19 protein-coding genes are annotated in these 18,440 nt (G+C 39.4%); 9 read left to right on the top strand and 10 right to left on the bottom strand.

The genetic code is table 11. The features are described 5' to 3' along the window. Positions 1 to 39 precede the first annotated feature (39 nt). Positions 40 to 336, bottom strand: coding sequence for a ferredoxin (locus NMK36_RS14705; RefSeq protein WP_072716820.1), 297 nt, complete (start codon positions 334 to 336; stop codon positions 40 to 42). 415 nt (positions 337 to 751) lie between these two features. Beyond that, the gene (locus NMK36_RS14700; RefSeq protein ID WP_072716819.1) at positions 752 to 1,042 is read right to left on the bottom strand and encodes a ferredoxin; all 291 of its coding nucleotides are present in this window, start codon (positions 1,040 to 1,042) and stop codon (positions 752 to 754) included. 337 nt (positions 1,043 to 1,379) lie between these two features. On the opposite strand from NMK36_RS14700, the gene NMK36_RS14695 reads away from it, so the two are divergent. The 5 genes from NMK36_RS14695 (at position 1,380) to NMK36_RS14675 (ending at position 5,397) form a co-directional block, all read left to right on the top strand. Then, the gene (locus NMK36_RS14695) at positions 1,380 to 2,390 is read left to right on the top strand and encodes a Gfo/Idh/MocA family protein (protein ID WP_254174049.1); all 1,011 of its coding nucleotides are present in this window, start codon (positions 1,380 to 1,382) and stop codon (positions 2,388 to 2,390) included. 139 nt (positions 2,391 to 2,529) lie between these two features. Next, positions 2,530 to 3,276, top strand: a complete 747-nt coding sequence (locus NMK36_RS14690; protein ID WP_254174048.1) for an SH3 domain-containing protein — start codon at positions 2,530 to 2,532, stop codon at positions 3,274 to 3,276. Positions 3,277 to 3,432: 156 nt separating this feature from the next. Then, positions 3,433 to 3,732 carry a helix-turn-helix domain-containing protein gene (locus tag NMK36_RS14685; RefSeq protein WP_367997187.1) on the top strand — a complete coding sequence of 100 codons (300 nt, stop codon included), beginning with the start codon at positions 3,433 to 3,435 and terminating at the stop codon, positions 3,730 to 3,732. Beyond that, positions 3,725 to 4,240 (top strand): Cfr10I/Bse634I family restriction endonuclease, encoded by a 516-nt coding sequence (locus NMK36_RS14680; RefSeq protein ID WP_254174047.1) that lies wholly within the window; start codon positions 3,725 to 3,727, stop codon positions 4,238 to 4,240. Before NMK36_RS14685 ends, NMK36_RS14680 begins: the two co-directional genes overlap by 8 nt. Before the next feature lie 44 nt (positions 4,241 to 4,284). Then, entirely contained in the window at positions 4,285 to 5,397 is a 1,113-nt protein-coding gene (locus tag NMK36_RS14675) for an IS630 family transposase (RefSeq protein ID WP_254172743.1), read from the top strand. Here NMK36_RS14675 and NMK36_RS14670 read toward each other — a convergent pair. The 4 genes from NMK36_RS14670 to bchL form a co-directional block, all read right to left on the bottom strand. Next, positions 5,394 to 6,563 carry a DNA cytosine methyltransferase gene (locus NMK36_RS14670; RefSeq protein ID WP_254174046.1) on the bottom strand — a complete coding sequence of 390 codons (1,170 nt, stop codon included), beginning with the start codon at positions 6,561 to 6,563 and terminating at the stop codon, positions 5,394 to 5,396. The two genes, NMK36_RS14675 and NMK36_RS14670, sit on opposite strands and share 4 nt — an antisense overlap. Positions 6,564 to 6,697: 134 nt before the next feature. Next, positions 6,698 to 8,104, bottom strand: a complete 1,407-nt coding sequence (locus NMK36_RS14665) for a ferredoxin:protochlorophyllide reductase (ATP-dependent) subunit N (RefSeq protein WP_254174045.1) — start codon at positions 8,102 to 8,104, stop codon at positions 6,698 to 6,700. A 120-nt stretch (positions 8,105 to 8,224) separates the two neighbouring features. Further along, positions 8,225 to 9,727 (bottom strand): DUF5331 domain-containing protein, encoded by a 1,503-nt coding sequence (locus NMK36_RS14660; protein WP_254174044.1) that lies wholly within the window; start codon positions 9,725 to 9,727, stop codon positions 8,225 to 8,227. Positions 9,728 to 9,763: 36 nt separating this feature from the next. Then, on the bottom strand, positions 9,764 to 10,630 hold the full coding sequence (gene bchL / locus NMK36_RS14655) for a ferredoxin:protochlorophyllide reductase (ATP-dependent) iron-sulfur ATP-binding protein (RefSeq protein WP_072720732.1): 867 nt from the start codon (positions 10,628 to 10,630) through the stop codon (positions 9,764 to 9,766). A 673-nt stretch (positions 10,631 to 11,303) separates the two neighbouring features. Here bchL and NMK36_RS14650 point away from each other — a divergent pair. Beyond that, entirely contained in the window at positions 11,304 to 11,537 is a 234-nt protein-coding gene (locus tag NMK36_RS14650; RefSeq protein ID WP_245824325.1) for a type II toxin-antitoxin system HicB family antitoxin, read from the top strand. Further along, positions 11,527 to 11,742 (top strand): type II toxin-antitoxin system HicA family toxin, encoded by a 216-nt coding sequence (locus tag NMK36_RS14645; RefSeq protein WP_072720729.1) that lies wholly within the window; start codon positions 11,527 to 11,529, stop codon positions 11,740 to 11,742. Before NMK36_RS14650 ends, NMK36_RS14645 begins: the two co-directional genes overlap by 11 nt. 52 nt (positions 11,743 to 11,794) lie before the next feature. Here NMK36_RS14645 and NMK36_RS14640 read toward each other — a convergent pair whose 3' ends face one another. Continuing rightward, a complete protein-coding gene (locus tag NMK36_RS14640; protein ID WP_254174043.1) occupies positions 11,795 to 13,621 on the bottom strand; it encodes a ShlB/FhaC/HecB family hemolysin secretion/activation protein in 1,827 nt (608 codons plus the stop codon). Positions 13,622 to 13,833: 212 nt separating this feature from the next. Further along, positions 13,834 to 14,721 carry a DUF928 domain-containing protein gene (locus tag NMK36_RS14635; protein ID WP_254174042.1) on the bottom strand — a complete coding sequence of 296 codons (888 nt, stop codon included), beginning with the start codon at positions 14,719 to 14,721 and terminating at the stop codon, positions 13,834 to 13,836. Positions 14,722 to 14,936: 215 nt separating this feature from the next. Here NMK36_RS14635 and NMK36_RS14630 point away from each other — a divergent pair, with 215 nt between their 5' ends. Then, a complete protein-coding gene (locus NMK36_RS14630; protein WP_072720726.1) occupies positions 14,937 to 16,628 on the top strand; it encodes a transglutaminase-like domain-containing protein in 1,692 nt (563 codons plus the stop codon). Positions 16,629 to 16,739: 111 nt separating this feature from the next. Further along, on the top strand, positions 16,740 to 16,889 hold the full coding sequence (locus tag NMK36_RS14625) for a hypothetical protein (RefSeq protein ID WP_186440431.1): 150 nt from the start codon (positions 16,740 to 16,742) through the stop codon (positions 16,887 to 16,889). Between the two features lie 65 nt (positions 16,890 to 16,954). On the opposite strand, the gene NMK36_RS14620 is transcribed toward NMK36_RS14625, so the two are convergent. Both NMK36_RS14620 and NMK36_RS14615 read right to left on the bottom strand, forming a co-directional pair. Then, entirely contained in the window at positions 16,955 to 18,034 is a 1,080-nt protein-coding gene (locus NMK36_RS14620; protein ID WP_083580118.1) for a UbiA prenyltransferase family protein, read from the bottom strand. Positions 18,035 to 18,077: 43 nt separating this feature from the next. Then, positions 18,078 to 18,440 carry a DMT family transporter gene (locus NMK36_RS14615; protein WP_245824323.1) on the bottom strand — a complete coding sequence of 121 codons (363 nt, stop codon included), beginning with the start codon at positions 18,438 to 18,440 and terminating at the stop codon, positions 18,078 to 18,080.

The following is an 18,440-nucleotide window of genomic DNA, read 5'->3' as shown; positions in this document are numbered from 1 at the left end:
GATATCAATAACGCTGAACTTGGAATCAAAAACTCATCATTAATATAAATCGTCTTCTTTGTGAGTTTCGATGACGCAATCAGAAGTGGGGTAAGCAACGCAGGTTAAAACATATCCTGCTTTGATTTGGTCATCATCTAAGAAAGACTGATCAGATTGGTCAACTGTACCTGATTCGATCTTACCTGCACAGGTTGAACAAGCACCCGCACGGCAAGAAGACGGTAGTTCTAGCCCCTGTTCTTCTGCAGCTTCTAAAATGTACTCATCATCCGGGACTTCAATGGTTTGATCGCCTTCTGGAGTTTTCAGTGTGACTTTATAAACAGTAGCCATGTAGTGATCCTCTCATAAATTTCGATAAAATTTGAAAAATCTCTTAGGCTTCACCAAAGCGTTCACTCGCCTTTGTTGACATCACAGATTTTTTTCACCCTTTGATATTAAGAGAAAAAGTGAAAGATGTAAAACAGGATTAACCTAAATTGTGAATGGGATTTATTATAATTTTTTATAATTATATCTTAATTGCTTATAGTTCACCTGTTGATGATTGACCCTAGAATTATCTCAGATCAAGGCTCTGAGAAAGGCATGAAGTTAGGTCAGTGGCAGTCCAAACTCTCAATTTTTCTTCCCTAGACCTTGACTTCAGCCTTTCAATTCATTGAAGTCGTTTGCCCATTAGGAGATCAAAGCTTAATGTTGAGTCAGATGGGTCAACCTTAAACTCTGAACCCTAACCCAAGGATTACATTTCACCTTCTTGGTGAGTCAGGATCGTGCAATCAGAAGTCGGTTTAGCAACACAGGTTAAAACCCATCCTTCTTCAATTTGGTCATCATCTAAGAAAGACTGATCAGATTGATCAACTGTACCAGAGACAATCTTACCTGCACAGGTGGAGCAAGCACCAGCACGACAAGAATAGGGCAGATCTATTCCTTCGTCTTCTGCAATATCTAAAATGATTTCATCTTCGGGGACTTGAATCTCGCGGTCGCCATCTGGAGTTTTCAGAGTAACTTTGTAAGTAGCCATGTAGTGATCCTCTCGTGAATTTCGACAAAACTATAAAAATCACTTATGCAAATCAAAAGCGTTAATTAGCCTTCGTTTGCATCGCCGATTTATTTTACCTCTCGATATTAGAAGAAAAAGTGAAGAATGTAAAACCTTGTTAAGCGACCTTTTGAAAGGGATTTATTATAAATTTTTCTAATTACATCTTGATTACTTATATCTAGTCTTTGTGTCCCAGGGAGAAGAGCAGATTAGAGAAACCAGGGGAGAATGGGACAGATGGGGTTTTAGTTGCTGGTTAAGTGGGTGTAGGGTATTAAGTCGGATGAATATTTGAGATCAGGAGTTGGTGATCATGAGTCAATCTTTAGATTTATCTTGGGGTAAGGTTTCTCAACCCCTAGGAGTGGGTATTGTTGGGACAGGATATGCAGCAAAAATGCGAGCAACAGCCTTAAAGGCCGATGAGCGATCGCAACTTGTGGCCATTTCGGGTCATACCTCCGCTTCAACCCTTGCGTTGAGTCAAGAATTTGATGTGACAGTATCGGCATCTTGGACAGATTTAGTCCAACGACCGGATATCGATTTAGTCATGATTTGTACAATTAATCGAGATCATGGCCAGATTGCTCGTCACGCCTTAGAACACGGTAAACACGTCGTTGTCGAATATCCCCTGAGTTTAGATCCCCAGGAAGCAGAATCTTTAATTACCCTCGCCCAAGAGAAAAATAAACTCCTCCATGTTGAACATATTGAACTTTTGGGGGGACTGCACAACGCAATCAAAGCATCCCTAGCAGCTATTGGTCAAGTATTTTATGTTCGCTATGTCACGTTTAACCCCCAACATCCAGCCTCTCGGAAATGGACATATCAACCGTCTTTATTTGGGTTTCCCCTGAGTGGAGCTTTGTCCCGTTTGCATCGGTTTACGGATTTATTTGGAACCGTAGCCAGTGTTAACTGTCAAAATCAATATTGGGAGATTGAACCGGATCTGTACAAAGCTTGTTTATGTCATGCCCAGTTAACCTTTAATAATGGCATCCTGGGAGAATCGGTTTATGGTAAAGGGGAGGTTTTTTGGCAGTCGGAAAATACGTTTACCCTCTATGGAGAACAGGGAACATTAATTTTTACCCCCGAAAAGGGCCAACTGATTCAAAACGATACCATTCAAACCCTTGAAGTTGCTTCTCGTCGGGGATTATTTGTTAAAGATACCCAAATGGTTTTAGATTGTCTCTACCAAGGAACCCCCCTTTATGTAACACCAGAAGCCAGTTTATATAGTCTAAAAGTGGCTGAGGCGGCCCGACAGTCGAGTTTATCCGGGCAAAAATACAATCTAAATCCCTAGAAGATTTTCTCTGTTAGAAGCTGAAATTGATCGGGATATCCTCAAAAATCACATTAAAATCCGTAATTTTAGCTATTCTATCAAAGATGTTTTTCAAGAGTTATGCGATCGCTATTCGCCACAAACGAGGTTAACCGATATGTCCATTAAACCTAGCCAATTAATCATAGCAGGTGGAATCGGGGTGATTGCTGGGGTAACAATTGCTGTGATGGCGGTTCAGTCTCCCTCATCGAAATCGTCCCCAACCCCTCAAACCGAGCCTCCTCGACCTTCTGAACCCCCCATTACCTCCGTTCCTGCATCCGTTCCCAACACATCACCACCATCGGAAACACCTCCGATTGCTATTATTAAACCCCCTGTGGAGGGTTGCAAAATTAGCACAGCCGTTGTCAAAGATCCCGATGCACCGTTGAACGTTCGTTCAACACCGGAAGTAACAGAGGGTAATATTGTTGGTCAATTGAATAATAATACCTTTGTTTTTGTAATTGAAGAAAAAAACGGATGGTTTAAAATTAATAATCCTGTGAGTGGATGGATTGCAAAAAGTCGCACCGAGAGCAGTTGTTCGATAGTGGAAAAAAATATTGAGTTTTTACCCGGTGGGAATGCAGCCTTAGTTCAGGGAAAAATTATTGGGGGAGGAAGTCACAGTTATAAAATTACAGCGATCGCAGGTCAAACTTTAACGATTGAAAATTATAAATCTGTATTCCCAATGGTAATGAGTCCCAATGGTGAATTATTAACAGATAATCTAGGTATTACACCCGATACAAAAGTGTTTTCTAATAAACTTCCCTTAACCGGAGAATATACGTTACAACTAGATTCTAATTATAAAGGGTTTGAATATGAGTTTTTAGTTAAAGTTGAGTAATCTTAGTTATCAAATTCTAAGCAAAGCTCGATCGCTTCTTGAATTCTTTCCATCTTACTTTATTAAATCCAATTCTATTAGGCTTTCTTCCCTTCAACCCAACTCTATCATATCAATTTACAATTTTGTTACTTATAGTATTCAAAATGAGACTTATTGCCTGTAGACTTATTGCCTACAAAAGTTGATGATATTCACGTGAATATAAATTCAAAACAAAATATTAAATATCGCTTTGGTAAAGCCATAAGGCGACGTCGCCGAGAGTTAGACCTATCTCAAGAAGATCTAGCAGAACGCTCAGAACTTCATCGCACCTATATTTCGAGTATAGAGAGAGGTCAGCGAAACCCCTCTTTAGAAAATATTGAAAAGATAGCACAAGCTTTGAGGATTTCTATCTCTGATTTGTTTGCAAAATATAGTATAGAGGAAGAGAAGGAAACGGATGAGTAAGGAACATTGGTTTTTAAAACAAGAAACAGAGAAGGATACGAAATATACAATTAAAGGTAGTGAGGTTTACCAAACACTATATCCACAAATTAAAGATAAGATTGATAAAAATGAATCAGTTATTGATATTCTCACTTGGATAGAGGCAGAAGTAAAAACAGCTTATAATGAAGCTTATAAAGGTTCTGAAATCGAGCTAACCCAAGGTGCACTGAATAATTGTAGAGGTCAATGGAATGAATTCTTAATTACTAGCTTTTTAGCTGAAATTGCTATAGATTTCTATTCAACTCATAAACTCTATTTTGTACCTTTTCGCTTAGCACGTTCTGGGGAAACTAATAAAACTGTTAAGAAACCGAAATCACAAAAAAAGGGAACGAGTCAGGAAACTGTATCAACTGAGGAAACTGTATCATCAGAAGCAGCATCCAAGTTTTTAGCACTCTTTCATAAAGATGAATTTAAAGAGAACAAAGGCTTACACCATAAGCTGTTAAGCATCTAAATAGGGTATAATGAAAAACCAAGTTTAGAAAAATCAATCAAAAGATGCCTGCTAAAAATCATTTAAATGAAAAGCAAGTAGAGAAACTACAGAAAAGATTGAAAGAGGAAGAAAATGGACAAATCCGAGAAAGAATCTTGATTTTATTATTGCTAAATGATGGTAAAAAGCAAAGTGAAATTGCCAAGTTTTTGGGCTGCTCATTAAACAAAGTATGTTATTGGTGTGTACATGGAGACCCTGACAAATTAGAAAGCCTAAAAGATGAAAGAATGAAAGGAAATTATAGAAAAGCCACAGACAAATATATAGAGATATTATTAGAAACAGTAGAAAAAGAACCGGAAGAATTAGGATATGAATTTGGGAGATGGACAGGAGAAAGATTGGCAACTTATTTAGAACAAATCACAGGAATCAAATTAAGTAGTTCACAAGTGAGAAAGATATTAAAGGAAAAAAAGTATGTTTATTTGTGGGCAAAGTATAGCTTAGAAGAGAAAAGAGATCCAGAAAAAAGAAAATTATTTAAAGATAAAATAGAAGAATATTTGAAAATAGCAAAAGAAAGTCCAGAACAATTACAGGTATGGTTTTGGGATGAAAGTGGATTTAATTTAAGAGTGATAAAAAGAAAGAATTGGTGTAAAAAAGGGAAGAGGAAACAGATTAGAGGAGACAGGAGGAAAGGAAGAGTTAATGTGATGGGAGGATTGAGGTACTCGGATAAAAAAAGATTTGTAGAATTTCTGGATAAAGGAAATGCAGATAATTTTTATCAAGTGTTAAAAAGTTTTTATCAAGAGCTAATTTATGAATGGGTATTAGCGGGAAATCAAGCAGAAGAATTTGTAGAAAAAGGAGCTAAGATCCTGATTATTCTTGACAATGCAAGTTTTCACAAAAAAGAAGAGTACCTAGAAAAAATTAAAGCAGAAATGCCGAATGTCTATTTAGAATTTCTTCCAGCATATAGTCCAGATTATAATTTAATTGAATTAGTCTGGCATTCAGCTAAAGAATATATAGCTCATCGACTCTTTAAATCAGTTGATGAGCTAGAGTGTTTATTACATCAGCTTTTAAATGAAGGACAGTTATCTATTAAATGGGGACGTAAACTTAAAAACAAAGGTAATGCTATAATCACAGTTTAAATACACAACAGCTTAGGAACTTTATAGGTTAAATATTTTTGGCTTAGAAAATCTAAAATCGTTTCAGCGATACCTCTAGCTGCTAAATAAGGAACACCATTACCAATCGTTTTAAACATACTACTGAGACTCATTTTAGAAGGTAATACAAATTCTTTAGGTAAAGATTGTATTGCCAGTGCTTCTGCTGCTGAAATACGGCGAATTTTATAGGGATGGAGATGAACTTCATTATTACCATAACAAGCGGTTGGAGAATAACGCCATCGATGAAGACGTTTATAGGATTTTTTGCAATCATCTCCTTCAGGAATGATACTAAACTTAGCTAAACCTGCTCTGGGTTTAAAATAGTGTTCTGCGTTAGGATGAAAAACAACATTATTTTTTCTAAACCAATATTCAACCGTTAATTCTTCAGGAATACCCGGAGGACAATCTAAAACAGAATTTTCTACAAATGAATCTAATTTAGGCCAGGAATAAGAGAAAACCTGATCTCTAGGATAGATAATATGTGGTTTCCACGGGAATAAGCCATCAGGAATTACTGAACTATAACAGCTATCAAAACCTATATTATTGAGTAATGATTCTTGAAAACCAATTAAGATCAGTCGATCTCGATCTTGGGGAACTCCATATTCAATGGCATTAATTAAACGTTCGGTCAAACGATAATTATTGAACGTAAGTTTTCGCTTCATTTCTTCATAAAACATTCGGTGTTTTTTCGTAGACCATAACCCCTTAACATTCTCAAAAACAAAAAAATCGGGTCGCTGCTGACAAATTAACTCAACGTAACACGCTGTCAATTTTCCTTGATCACCATTTTTACCTCGATTTTTCCCCCCTACAGAAAAATCAGGACAGGGAGGGCCAGCAATAAAACCAATTAAATCTGAAGTTTGGCGAGTTTGTTTAACTAAAACTTGTAAATGCTCTTTTCGATTTCCTTCTGTTAAGTTAATAATATCATCCTCAAAATATCCATATTCGGGTTCAGGAATTCCTAAGATTTGTCGAGAGTAACAATAAGCCTCTAAAAATGGCGGGTAAATTTCATTAACAAAAGCAACATTAAAGCCACTATGTTCAAACCCTAAATCTAAAAAACCTGCGCCAGAAAAAAAAGAAAATAATTGAATATTCTTAGAATTCATTATATTTAATGTAAAATTTATTAAAGATATTAAACTTTTTATATGGAATTATATTTTGGTTCACTCCCACTGCATAAAAAGGGCGATCGCATTCAATCACCCCCTTCATTATACTAATCGATTGTCTAAAGCGATTAAACCTTTGCGTCTTCCTTAACTAACTTATCCCAACCTAAATCCTTGAGACTGTTATTGCGACGTAACGGACGAGTGACTAACTCCAGAATATCCCGTGCGTTCGTGAACCCGTGAGTTTGAGCAAAGGTAAACTCCACTGACCATTTCGTATTAATACCCCGTGCTTCTAAGGGGTTGGCGTGAGCCATTCCGGTAATGACTAAATCCGGTTTTAACTCATAAATTCGTTGAATTTGATTGTAATTATCCGGTTTTTCCACAATTCTCGGTAACGGAACACCCATCTCCTGACAGGTTTTTTCTAATAGTTTTAACTCCGCTTCTTGATAACGTTTATCCATGTAAGGAATCCCAATTTCTGGGCAAGTCATCCCGCAACGAATTAAAAATCTTGCTAAGGAAACTTCTAATAAATTATCCCCCATGAAAAACACAGATTTACCCCGAATTAACTGGATATAATCTTCTAACCCTGCCCAAATTTGCGCTTCTCGTTCCTCTAAACCCTTGGGTTGAATATTAAAAACAGAACAAATTTTTTCAATCCAAGCACGGGTTCCATCGGGGCCAATAGGGAACGGTGCACCAATTAATTTACACTTACGACGCCGCATTAAAGTGGTAGCCGTCCGAGATAAAAACGGATTAACACCAGCCACATAATACCCTTCTTCTAACACAGGTAATTCAGTATAACGTTTGGCAGGTAACCACCCCGAAACTTTAATCCCTTGTTTCTTCAATTCTAAGGTTAAATTGGTAACAACCGGATCAGGTAAAGACCCAAATAAAACTAAGGGTGGATGGTCAGCATATTCCGATTCTTCTTGAACCACATCTTCTTTTTTCTTGCCAAAATGCAATAACTTTTGAATTGCATTCCGTTCATGTTTTTCTGTTTCTGCCACTGGAGCTTTATCAGGACAACGGACTGCCATTGCGGCTAATACCGTATCTTCCCCTTGAGTAAAGGCATAATCTAAGCCATTAGCCCGTGCAACCACAATCGGAATTCCCAGTTCTGCTTCTAATTTCGGCGCTAATCCTTCCAAATCCATTTTAATAATTTCAGTGGTGCAAGTGCCGATCCAAACAATTACACTGGGATTGCGATCGCGTTTAATTTGTAAACACAACCGCTTTAATTCATCATAATCATTGAGTTTAGCGGAAATATCCCCTTCTTCTAATTCTGCCATGGCATAACGGGGTTCAGCAAAAATCATCACCCCCATTGCATTTTGCAGGAAATAGCCACAGGTTTTTGTGCCAATTACCAAAAAGAAACTATCTTCAATTTTTTGGTATAACCAAGCGACACAACTAATCGGACAAAAGGTGTGATAATTTCCAGTTTCACACTCAAAGGTTAACCCTTCCGGTTGTGGTTGAGCAACGGTCATAATTTTTTCCTCTTAATCGAATGTTAGTTAATCAAAATTAGACAAGAGTATCCATGACTTAAAATCCTGCGGATTCAAAGTCCAACCTCGATTAAGAATTAGGGAAACTAAACCAGGAAATTATTTAAAATCTGACAGGGAAATTTCGTCATCATCTGAAGAACCGGTTAATCCGTCGATATCAATATCGTCCATATCTCCAGTTGTTAAATCACCCATATCGTCGAGATTAAAATCCCCTAAATCATCGGATGAAAAATCATCATCCCCTAATCCTAAATCGTCTAAATTATCTCCGGTATCGAGATCCAGGCCATCGGAAGAGTTATCTTCCCCCAATCCTAAATCACCCAGATCATCATCCAGACTTGAATCTGTATCTCCTAATTCCAACCCTCCTAAATCATCAGAACCAAGGTCGTCAGCTTCTAGGCTGATTTCTCCATCCAAGTCATCTGCCGCCAAAACTTCCGACTCTAAGCTTAGATCGTCCATCCCATCTGAACCCAGATCATCGGAGGATTCCAAACCAAAATCGATATCATCGCTTGTCTCCGTGTCTTCACCCAGTTCCGTATTAACGTTGTCGTCCCAGACATCAGATTCGGTATCAATGTCTAATTCAGCCGATTCCGTTTGCGAATCTAAGCTCAAATCGAAATCATCGGATGTCATCTCATCGGAGTCTAAACCCATGTCTAGGTCATCAGCACCCATCTCATCGGAGTCTAAACCCATGTCCAGGTCATCAGCACCCATCTCATCGGAATCTAAGCCCATGTCTAGGTCATCAGCACCCATCTCATCGGAATCTAAACCCATGTCTAGGTCATCAGCACCCATCTCATCGGAATCTAAACCCATGTCCAGGTCATCAGCACCCATCTCATCGGAATCTAAGCCCATGTCTAGGTCATCAGCACCGACGGCTTCTGATTCATCCTCCAACCCTAGATCAAAGTCTTCCTCGGCTACGCTAGCCGTCTCTGTGTCGATATCTAAATCCAGATCCCCATCGACATCAGTGTCCTCCATTGCCTCTGCATCCAGATCATCCATTCCGAAATCATCATCCATGCCGGAATCATCCAGGCCCATCTCATCGATGGTGATTTCTTCTTCGGTATCAAGCTCGAGTTCATCGGAGTCATCCAGGGTATCGGCAATCACCGCAGCCCCTCCAACAACAGCGGCAGCACTGGCAACGGCCACGGCAGCACCCGCTATATTGGGTTGTTCTACCAGAGTCACTTCCTCCTCTAAATTCAGTGTCTCTGGAGGGGCCGGAGGAACCGGAGTTGGCGTTGGAACAACTACCGTTGGAGATTCTCCTGGGGTAGGCCTAATGCCCAACGCTATATCGGGATCAAAATTCAGCCCTAAAACATCAATCAGTTTTTCAGGATCTGGATTGAGTTTAGAAAAGGGCAACATGAGTTGGGCTGCCTCTGGGTCAAGCGCGTTGATCGTTCCCAAAATGAGGGAGGAGGCGGGTCTTCGACCCCCATCGGGGGTCGGTATTGAATTCAAATCCATTTGCAGTACCAGCCACTCTCGATTGGCTTGGTAATATTGCAACCACTTATCTTTAAGCGCGGTGGTAAAGTCTTTGAAGAAAGCCATAACCTCTATATCCTCATCCTGAGATAGCTAGACATATTAAACCATCATCAGGTCTAGCTCATCTTCCTGACTTTGAACAAGGGGTTGAGTCGGATTTAGATAAAAATCTGATAACAAGGTGAATAAATCCCGATCTGGCGCGTCTTGAGGAACTACTCCTTCGGGTTGTGACAGCAGTTGATCGGCAATATTCAGATAATAATCACAAACGTAGTTGAGGGATGGATCACTTTCGGCCATCTCAAACAAGGTTTTTCCTTTAACGCGGGACACCCGAATGTCCTCGATTAAGGGTAATACCTCTAAAACAGGCATGGGAACAGATTCAATATATTTTTCAATCAGATCCCGTTTAGAGGTGCGATTTCCGATTAATCCTGCTAATCGTAAAGGGTGAGTCCGGGATTTTTCGCGGACTGAGGCGGCGATGCGGTTGGCCGCAAATAGGGCATCAAAGCCATTATCGGTGACAATGACGCAATAGTCGGCATAGTTGAGGGGGGCAGCAAACCCACCACAAACCACGTCCCCTAAAACGTCAAACAGAATCACATCGTATTCGTCAAAGGCGTTGAGTTCTTTGAGGAGTTTGACGGTTTCTCCCACAACGTAACCGCCACATCCTGCGCCTGCTGGAGGGCCACCCGCTTCTACGCAATCGACACCCCCATAGCCTTTATAAATCACGTCTTCTGGCCAAATATCTTCGTAATGAAAGTCTTTTTCTTGCAAGGTATCAATAATCGTGGGGATTAAAAATCCTGTGAGGGTAAAGGTGCTGTCGTGTTTGGGATCGCAGCCAATTTGCAGGACTTTTTTACCTCGTTTGGCTAAAGCGGCTGAGATATTACAGCTTGTGGTTGATTTACCAATTCCGCCTTTACCGTAGACTGCTAATTTCACGCTGGCTTCTCCTTAATCGGTTTTTATTAAAAACTGTTGACGGTTGACTGCTGGAGCAGTGGGTTTTCTGGTTCGATACAGCCATTATTGGCATAACTACCCCAGAAAATAAAGGGGCAAGTTTAATGGATAGGGCTATAAACTCAAGCTTTCTAGTTTATTAAAGATTTATTTTAATTTAATCAACCCAGAATCAGCTTCAAGCTTTCTTTTAAAAAAAATTATTATTTTATATAACAATTTTTATAAAAATGGTTACAATAAGCAAAAAAATAAAATAGAAGTGTCTGCAACGGTAAAAAAGTTACCCCCACTGATCACCCCAGATCAAAGAGAGTTAGGAGTCTTGACCAAGGGTTTCCCTGGGTAAAATTTTGATGAATATTAAATCTTTCGGGTGTAATTGAGGAGTTTTTTCAAAAAAACACTAAGCAATTGTACGGATTATTTTCAGGAAAAACCCTTAAAAATCTTAGGATCAAAACCAACCGAGTTAAATATTAATTTTTGCAAAATTCTCTCAATCATAGTCAAAAGTGAAAAGTGAAAAGTGGAACGGGCGTCCCGCCCGTCAAAAGTCTTCAAAAGTCAAAAGTTTCAGGAAAACAGGCAAGATGCCTGTTCCACGAGATGAGCGATCGCCAATCAGTTAAAATTAAAATCAAGACTGATAATGCTGATAGCCATGAAGATTTTACAAGACTATACGATTGTTACCCGTCCTGATGATAACGGAACGTTTGTTGCTTATGTTCCAGCAATTTTGGGTTGTCATGCTTGGGGAAAAAGCTCACAAGAAGCTTTATCTGAATTAGTTTATGTTTTTGAAATGATTCAGGAAGAATATCAAGACAAAGGAGAGACATTACCGGAAGATGTTGAGTTGGTGGTTGCTAATGCCAGCTAAAGTTAAAGAGTTAGAAAAAGTTGCCCGAATATTAGGGTTTGAAAAAGTTAGACAGAAAGGAAGTCATGCTCGTTGGCAACATCCAGATGGACGAGCAACAACAATCCCGATTCATGGGAATGCTGAAATAGGTGGTTGGCTGTTGTCCCAAATTTTGAAGCAAATGGGAATTACTGAAACAGAATTTAATCAATTTAGAAAGTAGCTTAATCATCTGATAACTAAGTTAGGGCGGGAAAACCCCTCCCCTACTGGGATTAAGGGGTATAAGTAACACCAAAATAAATTCCATCATCTTGAATATTATTGCCTCGATCATCGATACCAATGAGGGGAAGACCATAATCAAGGCGGAGATTTAACCCGGAAACTGGTTGCCAAATTACGCCTAATCCTGCACCTGCTAAAAAGGTTTTACCAATAATCCGGTTGGGATTTCTGTCATTGTTCCAAACCCCACCAAAATCAATAAAGGGCGCTAGTTGAAATACAGGTTCAGAGTCTTGATTTCGATCTAGGGTAATTCGATCTTCGAGGGAAATCCGAAAGCCATTATCTCCAGCCCGGACGTTTTGACGATATCCTCTTAAAGATAAAGCTCCTCCAATCACAAATTGCTGGGAAGGAAATAACGGATCAGCCGATAGTTGAATATCGCCTTGAGCAATTAATAAATTATCTTCCCCTAGTCGTTGTACCCGTTGGACTTGACCTAACCAACTCAAAAAGGAAGCATTGGGTGTGCCGACATCCGTAGTGCCGAGAATATCTAAACCCAGGTTAAATTGCGATCGCAAAGCCCAAGCCCCTTCCGTATCTCGAATCACATAATCTTGTCCAAACTTCAAAACACTGGTGCGCGTATACCCATTACTATCTGGCCCGGATGCAAAAGGTTCTCCGTTATTATCTAAAAGGGTTTGACTATCTTGATACGCAAAGCCAAAAGATAAAGCTAATTCAGCGATGGGGTTACGGATAATTGGCTGACGATAACTGATTTCATAGCGTTGAGATTTTCCTTCAATATTCAACGCATCAAAGGGATCTTGAATAATGCGGTTTTGGTAAGGTTGGACTCGCAATTGTATAGTTCCGTTCATGGGGTTGATGGGAATGCTATACAAGGCGTCGATAATATCCGATTCACCATCCGCAATTAAACGAGTCGTATTGTAGGATAGTCCCAGAAAGTCTCCCCGACCTGTTAGGTTAAGATGACGCACACTAATTCCCATGCGTTCAGAACCGATGCTTGGGGGGGAATAGTTATCAATATTGAGACTCACCCCGAAAGGCGGTGCTTCTACCACTCGAACAATCAGAATACTTTGGCCTTCTTGGGTTCCCGCCCTTAAACTAGCTTCTACACTTTCAAATAAGGGATTAATGCGTAACAGTCGCAATTGATCTTCTAAGGAGGCCGTACTCAGGGGTTTTTCCGCGCCTAAACGAATGCGACTGGTGATATAGGACGGATGGAGGCGTTTGATTCCTTCAACTTCAATATTTTCTAAAGTTCCTTCAATGACCTGAATCTCGACAATGCCATTGTTAATCGTTTGTTCAGGAACAATTGCCCTAGAGGTAATGTAACCTCGTTCTAAATAAATCGCTGTAATTTTATCGGCGAGTTCCCGTAGTTCCGTCAGAGTCACAGAACGATTTTCTAGGGGGGTAACTAAGGTTTGAAGTTCCTCTGAAGTGAGAATTGTGCTACCTGTAACGTTAATTTTTTGAACGGGAATGGGGGTTTCATCTGTGGGTGGGTTCGGCGTTGGGCTAGGAGTGGGAGTGGGTTGTAACTCTGGGTTATTGGGGGGTTCCGGTTTAGGCGGAATAGGAGGTCGTGGTAAAAATCGATCTTTGTTGGGATCGGGTTGGGGAACTTGGGGCGGAATATTAATTGATCCGCCTTGGGCCAAAGTCGGACAATTTTGGCGATCGCACAACTCCCCAGTCGCAGCAAAGGAACGAGTTTGAGAAAGACCTTGACGAGAAAATAGGGATAAAACCAGCAATAGGGTACTGGTTAAAATCACTCCACACTGACGAAAATGAATCAGATTTTCACTCCTACCCATAAAATGCCTACTTTTGGTGAACGATGGGGTTGGTGGCTAACTAGGTTAAGTTTAGTTTAGATTAGAAAACAGGCAACAGTGAATAGGAGCGGAATTGAATACGGTCGAGATTAATGCAGACAACCCCCAAAAAATCGGGTTTCTGAAAAAAATATCTTGATTTTTCTCTCTAAAATTAGAGTCAAAAACTCGGTTTTTAGAGAGGGACTGAATTAATTGATTTGAATTTTTAAAATAGGCGCATCAAGAATTGTCTGAGCTTTATTTTTTTCATTTTGAGTTTCTTTTAAAGCCGGATCAAAACCAATAGATTGTAAGAGTTGATTCCATTGATTTTTAATCGCTACATCTCTGGATTGTTCTAATCGTAAGCTGGCTAAAGTTGCCATTGTTTCATACCAAAGCCCCTGTTGAACATAGATTTTAAGCTTTTCTAAGGGATCTTGAGTTTGTTCTAATTGACGTTTTTGCTCATTCGTTAAAGTGGCTGAATTAATCCATCCACTTACAAGAATATCTTTTGAAGAATCACTGACATCACATTTAATAGTCAGATACCAGCGATAATTTTTATCGTCTTCTAAAGTAATAAATTTAGAGTTAGGAGACCATTGAATTCCCACAATTCCAGGGCGATCAATATTGAGGGTAAAGGTGGTTTTATATAGGGTTTTATCGATTTCATCGGTAATTTCAAATTCAGTTACCTTTTGATCGAGTGTCCCTGGAATATAAAGAAAAAAGGCAGGTTGTTTTGACGCTGTGCGCCCCATTGTAGACTCTGGGATTAAGGCAGTCACTGGACTGGGACAATCTCCACCCCGAGTTCCGCCCCCTTCCCGACGCCCCGGTACACCCCGTTGAGGTGGGGTAAAGGCATTCCAATTCGTAAAGGGTGAATGACCCGTGGGCGAGGAGGGTTCAGAGTTCTGAGCCTTGTCCCCCTGTCTAGGAGTGATTCCCTGCTGTTCATCTCCCCCAAGAGGAGGTAAAGATGCTGAATGGGCGATGGGTACAATTAAACTATTGCCCAAAATGATTTGCAACAGTAACGTTAGTCCAAGTGTTGCACGGTGGAGGAAAAACATTGGCCTAGCCATAATCAATGAAGCTCACCGATTAGCAGAGTAGCATTTCTTGACAGAACTATTGTATCCAATGTTCCTGCGAAAGTTGTCAAAATCTGTGCTTAATCTTAAATGTTTGAGGCGAAATCGGATTTGAGGAAACGGTTGGTTTTGTTTCCGATGGTTAATCTGAAGTTTGACCTCATACACGCACTAAAGATCGTTATTTTATCACCATGACAATTTCTATGAATCTTAACTCACCAACTTTGGGGCAAAATACGGGTTTTAAACCCCGGACAATTCGACCGATGGGGGTTTCTGCTTTATATGGGTTAATTGGGGTAGGAAATTCCTTATTTGCCGTTGATACCTTACGCGGATTTTTACTTAAAATTGACCCCAAAACCGATAATGCAACGGTGGTTAATCCTGATTTAACGTTAGCATTTAGAGATGTTACAGGGTTAGCGGTCTGGGAAAATACCCTTTGGTTTACTCGCGGTCGAGAAGTTTATTATTGTCCCCAAGTGATTGCAGGGAATTCTATTGTTAATCTTGAGCCTCTATTGTTTCTGGAATTACCTTATGCTGTCACCGGAATTGCGGTTTGGGAATCTACCCTTTATTTAGCTTGTGATCGACTGGCTTCTATCTTAGTTTATAGTCGCAATACCCGACAGGAAATTACGCGCTTCCATTCCCCAGGAATTGGAGTAGAAAATCTCACGATTAAAAATGAGGAATTATGGGTTTGTGATCGAGAAGAACAAACGGTATATTGTTTAGAACGGGGAACGGGAGAAACGCGATTTAGTGTGTTAACACCGTTTGAATCTCCCACGGGATTAACCTTTTATACTGATCCTGAAACGGGTGAGGAAGTTCTTTATGTTGCCTATGCTGGGGATGAGCTTTATATTCGAGATAATCCCAGTTCCTATGAACAATTTCAATTAGCAAAACGCGATCGCACGTTTATCCATCCTCTCTATTTTCATTATAACGAATCCGAGCATTATGCTACATCTAATGGCTATTTGATCGAAATGTCTTATGTAGAAGAGTTAGAACCGTTAGATGCCGTTTACATTGAAGATTTAGAATGGCGAATTGCTTTACCGTCTAATACGAAACGGCAAAAAGTTGTGGAAGTGTCTTATATTGGGATTCCCTTTAGGGAAGAAATTGAAGAGGGGGAAAAAGTCGCGGTTTTCAGATTTAATCCGTTAACTTCAACAGAACGTTTAATTTTTGGTTGGAAAGCGTTGTTAGAAGTTAGAAGTATTAAATATCAAATTAATCCTCGTCAGGTGGAAAATATTCCTCGTTTGTCACCGGATTTTCCCCAAAAATATTTAGTTGATGATGATCATTTAGCCATGAATACGGCTATTGTTCAAGAAGCCGCCCAAGCTGCGATTCGCAATGAAACTAATTTTTTACGGCAACTTTTAAGTATTCGCAATTATGTTTATGATCAGTTATCCTATAGTCTGACTTCTAAGATTGAAAATCCTGATGTGGTTTTGAAGCGAGGGATTGGTTCCTGTGGGGAATATGTAGGAGTTTTATTAGCTTTAGCCCGATTAAATGGCATTGCTTGCCGCACCATTGGACGGTATAAATGTCCGCAGTTTGCTGACCGTCGAGGGGTTTCTTTAGAACCTGAATATAATCATGTTTGGTTGGAATTTTATATTCCGGGTTTCGGTTGGGTTCCCATGGAATCTAACCCGGATGATATTCAAGAAGGGGGGCCCTATCCGTTGCGGTTTTTTATGGGTTTAGCTTGGTATCATATTGAAATTGGCAAAGGAATCCGCTTTCAACGATTAACCAATCAAGGGGTTGATGTTGACCGAGAAAAAGTCTCTGTGGGTACTTTAGCAATTAATCATGTTCGGTTTACTATTTTAGATGAGTTACCTGCGGTTTAAACAGTACAAACTCGGTTTCTCGGTTGTAGAAGGGGTGATGATCAATGAATTGATGTCATCTCTCCTACCTTTTCAATTAAAATGGATAAAAACTGCTTTTTGAATTGACCTATGGAAGTTTTACAACAGTTGACAATTGTTGATATTTTGGTATTGGTTGCTTTCTCTCTGCTGATTATTTTTACGGGGGGTGTAATTTATTTAACTCTCGCAGAATGGCGCGATCGCAGACGCAGAGAAGAAGAAAAACGTCTACGGTAAGTCAGTTATCAGTAGAGACGTGCCATGGCACGTCTGTACCAGTTATCAGTTATCAGTTCTATATTTTAATGAAATAAATGAATATTAAAATACAAGATTGCTAAATAACTAATCAGCCAAGCCCCTAAACTTAATTTAATCGTAGTATCTTGAATTAAAATGCGGCTGGGTTCTTCTCCTTCAGCTAAAACTGTAACTAACCATTTATAGTGCATTACGGCATAATAAACAATCGGGACGGTAATGACTAAAGAAGGATTTTTACCCGATGTTATTGTAAATAAAGCATAACACATAATGGTCATTGTTGCTGTGCTATTGAGAAGAGAATCTAAATAAGGTAAGGTGTATTGAGAGAGAACTGGACGTTGTTGGTTTTTTCTTCCTCGTTGATAAAATAAGTGCAAATAAGAGCGTTCTAACGGTGCTGATTTTTCATGTTCTGGAGGTATATTTTCAGACTCTAAACTGTCTTGATGGTTTTGAAAATGCAAGAGAGATAAAAGTTCAGAACGTCGCTTAGAAAACCCTAAAAATAGAGTTAGAAAAAAGGTACATAAAACAATCCAAGCCGTTGGCATATCTCCTAACGCATAGATTCCTGCTAATAGCCTTAACACAAACCCAAAGGCAATGCAATTCACATCAAATAAAGCTATATTTTTAAGTCTGAGAGAATAAGCAATATTATTAATGGCGTAAAGTAAAACACAAATTAATGTGGGAATTCCTAACGAATAAGCACCTAAAAACGAAAGCGTTGCTAAACAAAATGCGATCGCTAACCCCAGTTTAACTGAAACTTGACCACTCGCAAGGGGACGATACTTTTTTTTCGGATGCAGGCGATCGCGTTCTCGATCTTGAATATCATTAAAAATATAAATGGCTGATGCCATTGCTGAGAAGAAAATTACCGTTAATCCTGATAGCAAAATGCTCTGGGGTTGTAATAGTCTACCACCAAACAAAAGTCCGGCTAAACAGAATAAATTTTTTGTCCATTGGTGGGGACGAAGAAGTTTGATTAGGGGGGGAAGGGTTTTAGATTGAGTCGATACAAATAAAGGATCAGTGGTATCAGAAATTGTCTCTAATACAGAAGTAGAATCACCTGAATAATAATCTTGATTTGCTGGTTTCATGAATCCTTTAACTCCTCACAGCTTACTTTAATGGTTTTTTATTTCAACGAGACATAATAACAATTCCAGCCACAATCAAGCTTAATCCTATCATTTGATTGATTCCAAACCGTTCTCCTAAAAATAAACTTCCCATGAATGCAACTAAGCTAAAACCAATAGCAGCAAAGACAGGATAAGCAATGGAAACGGGTAAGCGATCTAAGGCTTTAGCAAAGACAATTAAGTTAATTCCATAGACGAGGATTGCTGCAATAAACCAAGGAGATAATAATAGAGTCAGTAAACTTGGATCGGGGGCTTCTAGTCGGGATTTTTTTAGTAATAAATTGCCAATTCCCGTGTTCATAGCCGCAATTAAAACTAAACTCCATGAAATCCAATTAGCTGAGTTAATATTGTTCAC

The sequence above is a fragment of the Planktothrix pseudagardhii genome (assembly GCF_904830925.1).
Classification (GTDB): domain Bacteria; phylum Cyanobacteriota; class Cyanobacteriia; order Cyanobacteriales; family Microcoleaceae; genus Planktothrix; species Planktothrix tepida.
This window is presented reverse-complemented; position numbering and strand designations above follow the sequence as displayed.

What these genes read in the sequence shown, in the direction of transcription:
- NMK36_RS14705 (WP_072716820.1), bottom strand. Translation starts at nt 336, where the DNA reads ATGGCTACTGTTTATAAAGTCACACTGAAAACTCCAGAAGGCGATCAA.
- NMK36_RS14700 (WP_072716819.1), bottom strand. Translation starts at nt 1,042, where the DNA reads ATGGCTACTTACAAAGTTACTCTGAAAACTCCAGATGGCGACCGCGAG.
- NMK36_RS14695 (WP_254174049.1), top strand. Translation starts at nt 1,380, where the DNA reads ATGAGTCAATCTTTAGATTTATCTTGGGGTAAGGTTTCTCAACCCCTA.
- NMK36_RS14690 (WP_254174048.1), top strand. Translation starts at nt 2,530, where the DNA reads ATGTCCATTAAACCTAGCCAATTAATCATAGCAGGTGGAATCGGGGTG.
- NMK36_RS14680 (WP_254174047.1), top strand. Translation starts at nt 3,725, where the DNA reads ATGAGTAAGGAACATTGGTTTTTAAAACAAGAAACAGAGAAGGATACG.
- NMK36_RS14675 (WP_254172743.1), top strand. Translation starts at nt 4,285, where the DNA reads ATGCCTGCTAAAAATCATTTAAATGAAAAGCAAGTAGAGAAACTACAG.
- NMK36_RS14670 (WP_254174046.1), bottom strand. Translation starts at nt 6,563, where the DNA reads ATGAATTCTAAGAATATTCAATTATTTTCTTTTTTTTCTGGCGCAGGT.
- NMK36_RS14665 (WP_254174045.1), bottom strand. Translation starts at nt 8,104, where the DNA reads ATGACCGTTGCTCAACCACAACCGGAAGGGTTAACCTTTGAGTGTGAA.
- NMK36_RS14660 (WP_254174044.1), bottom strand. Translation starts at nt 9,727, where the DNA reads ATGGCTTTCTTCAAAGACTTTACCACCGCGCTTAAAGATAAGTGGTTG.
- NMK36_RS14650 (WP_245824325.1), top strand. Translation starts at nt 11,304, where the DNA reads ATGCTGATAGCCATGAAGATTTTACAAGACTATACGATTGTTACCCGT.
- NMK36_RS14645 (WP_072720729.1), top strand. Translation starts at nt 11,527, where the DNA reads ATGCCAGCTAAAGTTAAAGAGTTAGAAAAAGTTGCCCGAATATTAGGG.
- NMK36_RS14640 (WP_254174043.1), bottom strand. Translation starts at nt 13,621, where the DNA reads ATGGGTAGGAGTGAAAATCTGATTCATTTTCGTCAGTGTGGAGTGATT.
- NMK36_RS14635 (WP_254174042.1), bottom strand. Translation starts at nt 14,721, where the DNA reads ATGGCTAGGCCAATGTTTTTCCTCCACCGTGCAACACTTGGACTAACG.
- NMK36_RS14630 (WP_072720726.1), top strand. Translation starts at nt 14,937, where the DNA reads ATGAATCTTAACTCACCAACTTTGGGGCAAAATACGGGTTTTAAACCC.
- NMK36_RS14625 (WP_186440431.1), top strand. Translation starts at nt 16,740, where the DNA reads ATGGAAGTTTTACAACAGTTGACAATTGTTGATATTTTGGTATTGGTT.
- NMK36_RS14620 (WP_083580118.1), bottom strand. Translation starts at nt 18,034, where the DNA reads ATGAAACCAGCAAATCAAGATTATTATTCAGGTGATTCTACTTCTGTA.